This window comes from Shewanella maritima (genome assembly GCF_043643735.1).
GTDB classification, from domain to species: Bacteria; Pseudomonadota; Gammaproteobacteria; order Enterobacterales; family Shewanellaceae; genus Shewanella; species Shewanella maritima_A.
Map to the genome: position 1 here is coordinate 385,720 of NZ_JBHZSM010000003.1, position 6,559 is coordinate 392,278.

Sequence of the window (6,559 nt, forward strand, 5' to 3'; positions counted from 1 at the left end):
CTATCTGTAGATCACGATGCTAGAAAGGATTTTAATTATTTAGACTGGGGTATTGAAGCTAAAGACTTGGAATAACTACATTATGTTGGAATAGGGGTGTAGGACACTCGCTAAGCTACTCTTTTCATAAACATCTTAATTCTAAAGACGATGTTCTTTTTAGCCTGAATAAAGCACAAAAGCCAGTAAGTGACTACTTACTGGCTTTTTGTTTTTGATACTGTGAATGTTGCTTAAACTTAGTCTTTCTGAGCTATAGCTAACGACGGTGTGGTTGCTCGCCAATGTCGATTAATACTAACAGTGCAGCATCACCACCCCATTCTTTGGGAGCTTGATGAAAGGCTTTAACATTTGGATGTTGAGCTAGCCACATGGGGACTTGTTGCTTCAAAATGCCAGTGCCATAGCCATGCATGACACAGCAACATAGGCTTTGTTGTTTAATACTGGCTTGAATTAGGGCGACGATTTCAAGTTTTGCCTGTGACTGGCGCATGCCATGTAAGTCGAGTAACAGGTCTGGCACATAGTCGCCACGGCGTAACCTCTTCAGCTCTAGCTTATCCACACCTTCATTGATCCACTTCATTGGCCCACTAGTGGGTAACAGTGGTTGATATAAATCTGAGAAATAAGTATCTGCATGTACCTTTTGCGCGTTCAGCTCAACACTTTGCTTAACTTTTACCGGCTGCTTAAAGTGGTGTGCACGTTGATTTAATGGTTTTACATCATCAAATAGGGCGCTAAAGTCCGAAATATCTTGGTTTTTATCATCTTTCATCTGGATATTATATGGAATTCTAGGTCTTCATGGTAGACATCAGTTACAATGGGCGCGAACCAATTTTCAGGAGTGTGTTTTGGATAAAATATTTGTAGATGAAGCTGTGACAGAGCTTAGAACCATTGGCGATATGTTGCGTTGGGCGGTAAGCCGTTTTAATGATGCAGATATTTATTATGGTCACGGCACCGATAATGCGTGGGATGAAGCTATTTCTTTGGTTTTTCATGCATTGCACCTACCTGAAGAAATTGGTCAACAAGTATTACTGAGCAACTTAACGAGCAGTGAAAAGCATAAAATTGTTGAGCTGATTATACGCCGTGTTCGTGAGCGCTTACCTGTACCGTATTTAACCAATAAAGCGCGATTTGCAGGGTTAGATTTCTACGTTGATGAGCGAGTGCTCGTCCCTAGATCGCCAATTGCTGAAATGATTAACAACCAATTCAGTCCTTGGTTATACAATAAACAAGTTAACCGAGTGATGGACTTGTGTACGGGTAGTGGCTGTATTGCCATTGCGTGCGCCTATGCATTTGAAGATGCTGAAGTTGATGCCTTGGATATCAGTGAAGATGCTTTAGAGGTCGCTCAAATCAATATTGAATCTCTTGGGGTGATGGATAGAGTTTTCCCAATTCAATCTGATATTTTTTCTAATATCCCAAAAGGGCCGCAGTACGACTTAATTGTATCTAACCCTCCGTACGTTGATGAAGAAGACATTAGCGACATGCCTGAAGAGTATCATCACGAGCCTGAATTAGGTTTGGCTTCAGGTCGAGACGGATTAGATTTAACTAAGCGCATTTTAGCAAATGCAGCGGATTACTTAACTGAAGACGGTGTTTTGGTCGTTGAGGTGGGTAATTCAATGGTTCACCTCATGCAGCAATTCCCTGACGTACCATTTACCTGGGTTGAATTTGAGTTTGGTGGCGACGGTGTATTCGTATTAACCCGTGACCAATTACTTGAAAATGAGTCATTATTTGCAATTTATAAAGACTCAGAGTAGGGCTTAATTGTAACTGCTAGGTGTAATAGTGTAGCATTACACCTTCTTTCATATCTTTAGAGGTTTTTCGAACTCATGTCAGGAAATAGTATTGGTCAAAATTTCGTGGTGACCACTTTCGGAGAAAGTCATGGCGTCGCATTAGGGTGTATCATTGATGGTTGTCCGCCAGGTGTCGAGTTGTCAGTTGAAGATATGCAACAGGATTTAGATAGACGTCGCCCAGGTACATCACGTTATACCACAGCAAGACGTGAAGCCGACGAAGTTAAAATTTTATCTGGTGTGTTTGAAGGTAAAACCACAGGTACTTCAATTGGTCTACTGATTGAAAATACCGACCAACGTAGCCAAGACTATTCCAATATCAAAGATTTGTTCAGACCAGGCCACGCTGATTATACCTACCAGCAAAAATATGGGCTTCGAGATTATCGAGGTGGTGGCCGATCTTCAGCCAGAGAAACAGCAATGCGAGTGGCTGCAGGTGCCGTTGCGAAGAAATACTTAAAATCTGTTTACGGTATTGAAATAAAAGGTTACTTATCACAGCTTGGCCCCATTGCTGCGGAAACAGTAGATTTTGAACAGGTTGAAACCAATGCATTCTTCTTTCCTGATGCAACTAAGCTAGACGCGTTAGATGAATACATGCGTGAGCTAAAAAAATCAGGTGACTCCGTAGGTGCTAAAGTGTCTGTTGTTGCGACTAACGTCCCTGTTGGACTCGGTGAGCCGGTGTTTGACCGACTTGATGCAGATATTGCCCATGCATTAATGGGGATTAACGCGGTTAAAGGTGTTGAAATTGGCGATGGCTTTGCTGTTGTTGAGCAAAAAGGGTCGCAAGGTCGCGATTTAATGTCTCCACAAGGATTTGAGTCGAATCATGCTGGTGGTGTACTAGGCGGGATTTCTTCTGGTCAGCCAATTGTTGCGCACATGGCGTTGAAACCGACTTCAAGTATTAGTGTGCCAGGGAAGAGTATGACAGTTCAAGGCGAAGTGGCTGATGTTGTCACTAAAGGTCGCCATGATCCTTGTGTTGGAATACGTGCTGTGCCAATTGCCGAAGCGATGTTAGCCATTGTATTAATGGATCATCTACTGCGTCATCGTGCGCAGAATCAAGATGTTAATTCCACCACCCCGATTATTGGTATGCGGTAAATGCCCCTTATCTCTAGCCTTGAGCCAAAGTTGTCTTGGCTCAAGGCTTGTTACTTTTTCTTTTTTGCCATTCTCGGCTTATTAGTCCCTTATTTAGGCGTCTTCTTTGAATCAAGAGGTTTCAATCCTCAGGAGATTGGCCTGCTGCTAGCAATTGTACTTGGTACTCGGATTATTGCGCCTAACCTCTGGGCATGGGTGGCCGACAGAACGGGTATGCGAGCAGAACTCATCAAGTTCGGTGCATTTGTTGCAGCTATCTCATTTGTTAGCTTTTTCTATGAAGGAAGCTTTACTTACTTAGCAATTAGCTTAGTGATTTATACTTTCTTTTGGAATGCTATATTAGCGCAGCTTGAAGTGGTTACTTTAGAGCGTTTAGCTGACAAGGCTCACCAGTATGGCAGTATCCGCAGTTGGGGGAGTGTTGGCTATATTGTAATGGTCATTGGGGCAGGGGCTGCGATTGATCAATTTGGTGCACAAGTTCTTCCATATATCGGCATTGTGATGTTCATATCGCTTGCGATGTGTGCCGCCAGTTTACCGTCAAACCGTGTTGCTGTTGTGCCAAAAGAGCAGCGAATTCCACTGACTTTTGATAAATCTATCGTTTTGTTCTTGTTATCAGCGTTGTTGCTTCAAATGAGTGTTGGCCCATTTTATGGCTTTTTTGTCCTGTATTTAAAACAGGTTGGCTACTCTGAGACCATTGCAGGTGTCATGGTTGCACTGGGGGTGATGGCTGAAATTTTCATTTTTATGTATGCCTCTAGACTGATTGCTAGATTTGGCTTGAAAACATTGTTAATTTTCAGCACAGTTTTGACAGCTGTTCGTTGGCTTTGTTTAGCATATCAACCTGAAAGTATAACGCTACTTGTTGTTAGCCAAACACTGCATGCATTTACATTTGGTCTTACTCATGCAGTTTCTATTCAATTTATCCATAGCCACTTTGCTCTTGAACACCGCAGCCGTGGACAAGCCCTGTATGCCAGCCTCAGCTTCGGCGTAGGTGGAGCGCTTGGCACTTGGATTAGTGGTATTATTTGGGGAGATGGCAGTTCGGCATATATGATCTGGGTATTTGCTGCTGTGTGTGCAGTTGTCTCTGCATTACTGGTATATTTGATTCCGAATATGCAGTCAAAAAAACAATAACATCTTTGAGAGAGGACAGTCGTGAAGCCGTTTCGCTTAGGTTTAGTGATAAATCCGCTTGCTGGTTTAGGCGGTAGTGTTGGGTTAAAAGGTTCTGATGGTGTCGCCGATGAAGCTATTTCTCGCGGGGCAGAGCCTAAAGCACAGCTCAGAATGAAACAGGCGCTAGAGGTTGTTCTTGCCAACAAAAGCCATATTAAGGTGCTCACCTGTGGCGGGCAAATGGGCGAGGATTTAGCTAAAGATATGGGCTTTGATGTTGATGTTGTATATCAACCAGACGATAAGACATGTGCAGAAGATACTCATAAAGCCGTTAAACGCCTCCTTGACTCTCAACTCGATTTATTACTGTTTGCTGGTGGGGACGGTACAGCTCGTGATGTTTATTCCGTAGTCGATGAGCATCAAGTTGTATTAGGTGTGCCAGCCGGTGTAAAAATTCATTCTGGTGTTTATGGCATAACCCCGAAAGCATCTGGCATCGTGGTGAATATGTTATTGCAAGGAGAGTTGGTTTCGCTCATGACTGCAGATGTGATGGACATTGATGAAAATGCATTTCGCCAAGGTACGGTGAAAGCGAAACGGTATGGTGAAATGCAAGTCCCTGCAGAGCCTAGATATGTGCAAGCCGTTAAGATGGGTGGCAAAGAAGTTGATGAACTTGTACTTGCCGATCTTGCTGCTGATGTGATTGAGCGTATGGATGATGAGTGTTTTATCATGGGTTCGGGCAGTACGGTTGCTGCAATAATGGATGATATTGGCTGTGAAAATACCCTATTGGGTGTGGATGTTATTCAGCAGCAACAGATTGTCGCTCAAGATGTCACCGCTTCTGAACTGCTCAAATTTGCACAATTACCAGACACAAAACTGGTGATAACTTTGATTGGTGGTCAAGGTCATATTTTGGGGCGAGGAAATCAGCAATTGTCTCCTGATGTGATCCGCGCGGTCGGAAAGGAAAATATTTTCATTGTTGCCACCAAAACTAAGCTAAAAGCACTTGAAGGACGCCCGTTAATTGTGGATAGTGGCGACCCTGAATTAGATTATGCCTTAAGTGGCTATTACCCCATTATTACTGGCTATCATGATTATGTAATGTATCAGGTAGCTAACCCAGAGCTGGCGGAGTAAATATGTTAGATAAGTTTGATGTAACTCTTGAATCATGGATTGAAGAGATTGTAACCAATGGCGATGATGATGCATTGTTTGCCAGCGGTTACTTACAAGGCCATGTGGCTGTTGTACTGGCTGAGTTAGAGTCTGAGTCTAATCATGATATCGCATCAATGGATGAGAAAATGCAGCACTGCCTTTCACTTGCGGACGAAGAGTTAGAGTCGCAGGATTTTCAGTTAGTTGAGCAGGCTTGGCAGCAATTGCGTCAGCGTTTAGTTGCTGTCGCTGCTTAATTTATATTTGCTTCATTGAGGTCAGATGGTGAGCCAAGCCAATGATAATCCAACTAACCCGGCATATATCGGGTTAGTTAACCCTAAAACATTGTCTAATGTAGATGGTGTGATGCGTGCATCGGGTTGTTATCGTGTTGAAGGTGTTTTTTACACTGGTAATCGATATGAATACGCTAAACGTGCTGGTCGACAGTTTGAAGTCGACACTCAAAATGTAGCAGCCGTTATTCCGCAAGTTAAAACTGAAGACTTACTAGCATCTGTGCCAAAAGGTGCAAAAGTTGTGTGTGTCGATTTAGTCGTTGGTGCCACGCCGTTACCTGAGTTTACTCACCCCGAACATGCCTTTTATGTGTTCGGCCCCGAGGATGGCACTATTCCGCAACATATCATCGATGCTTCTGACTCAGTTGTGTATGTCCCGACAGTGGGGTGTATGAACCTTGCCGCATCCGTAAATGTGCTTTTATACGATAGGTTAGCAAAGTCTTCAATGCAGACCAGTGATGAGCTCATCAAGCAGAGTCGTGACAATAATAACCGTACATCGGTAAAAAGCAGATAACTCGAGTATTTATGGTGTGACTGTATCTTTAATTAGGCACTGAGTGATGGCTTTTAGCTACTTCCTAATCAACTATTCTGTTTTAACTAGGGCGCTGGCAGTGCAGTTTCACTTTTGTATTCACTGCTCTGGTGCCTTCTCAGTTCTTTCCTCTTAGCTCTTTCACCTCAAGCTACTGCTCAGCATGATGTCTAATGCTATAGGCATACCATACATAAGTGTAGAATTAGAATAGCAGAATAGTCAGCACAAAAATCACTACAATAGGATTAACCAATAAAGAATCAGCGTAGGGCTAAAAGATTATTTTGGAAGTTTAAAAAAGAATATAAAAGGGGAAAGTGGTTGCGGGAGCCGGATTTGAACCGACGACCTTCGGGTTATGAGCCCGACGAGCTACCAAACTGCTCCATCCCGCG

General features: G+C 43.1%; 7 protein-coding genes and 1 tRNA gene. 6 read left to right on the forward strand and 2 right to left on the reverse strand.

The features are described from left to right. Positions 1–259: 259 nt before the first annotated feature. Entirely contained in the window at positions 260–787 is a 528-nt protein-coding gene (gene smrB, locus ACHUGF_RS05900; protein ID WP_394129845.1) for an endonuclease SmrB, read from the reverse strand. A 79-nt stretch (positions 788–866) separates the two neighbouring features. Between smrB and prmB the strand changes: the two genes are divergently transcribed. The 6 genes from prmB (at position 867) to ACHUGF_RS05930 (ending at position 6,140) form a co-directional block, all read left to right on the forward strand. Next, the gene (prmB, locus tag ACHUGF_RS05905) at positions 867–1,811 is read left to right on the forward strand and encodes a 50S ribosomal protein L3 N(5)-glutamine methyltransferase (RefSeq protein WP_394129846.1); all 945 of its coding nucleotides are present in this window, start codon (positions 867–869) and stop codon (positions 1,809–1,811) included. A 75-nt stretch (positions 1,812–1,886) separates the two neighbouring features. Next, positions 1,887–2,981: a chorismate synthase gene (gene aroC / locus ACHUGF_RS05910; RefSeq protein WP_394129847.1), complete on the forward strand. Its 1,095-nt coding sequence runs from the start codon at positions 1,887–1,889 to the stop codon at positions 2,979–2,981. Further along, a complete protein-coding gene (locus ACHUGF_RS05915) occupies positions 2,982–4,145 on the forward strand; it encodes an MFS transporter (protein ID WP_394129848.1) in 1,164 nt (387 codons plus the stop codon). It abuts the gene before it with no gap. Positions 4,146–4,166: 21 nt separating this feature from the next. After that, positions 4,167–5,291 carry an ATP-NAD kinase family protein gene (locus ACHUGF_RS05920; protein ID WP_394129849.1) on the forward strand — a complete coding sequence of 375 codons (1,125 nt, stop codon included), beginning with the start codon at positions 4,167–4,169 and terminating at the stop codon, positions 5,289–5,291. Between the two features lie 2 nt (positions 5,292–5,293). Beyond that, complete coding sequence (locus ACHUGF_RS05925) at positions 5,294–5,572, forward strand: YfcL family protein (RefSeq protein ID WP_394129850.1); 279 nt, start codon at positions 5,294–5,296, stop codon at positions 5,570–5,572. Between the two features lie 25 nt (positions 5,573–5,597). Beyond that, entirely contained in the window at positions 5,598–6,140 is a 543-nt protein-coding gene (locus ACHUGF_RS05930; protein ID WP_394129851.1) for an RNA methyltransferase, read from the forward strand. Positions 6,141–6,482: 342 nt separating this feature from the next. On the opposite strand, the gene ACHUGF_RS05935 is transcribed toward ACHUGF_RS05930, so the two are convergent. After that, a tRNA-Met gene (locus ACHUGF_RS05935) sits at positions 6,483–6,559 on the reverse strand.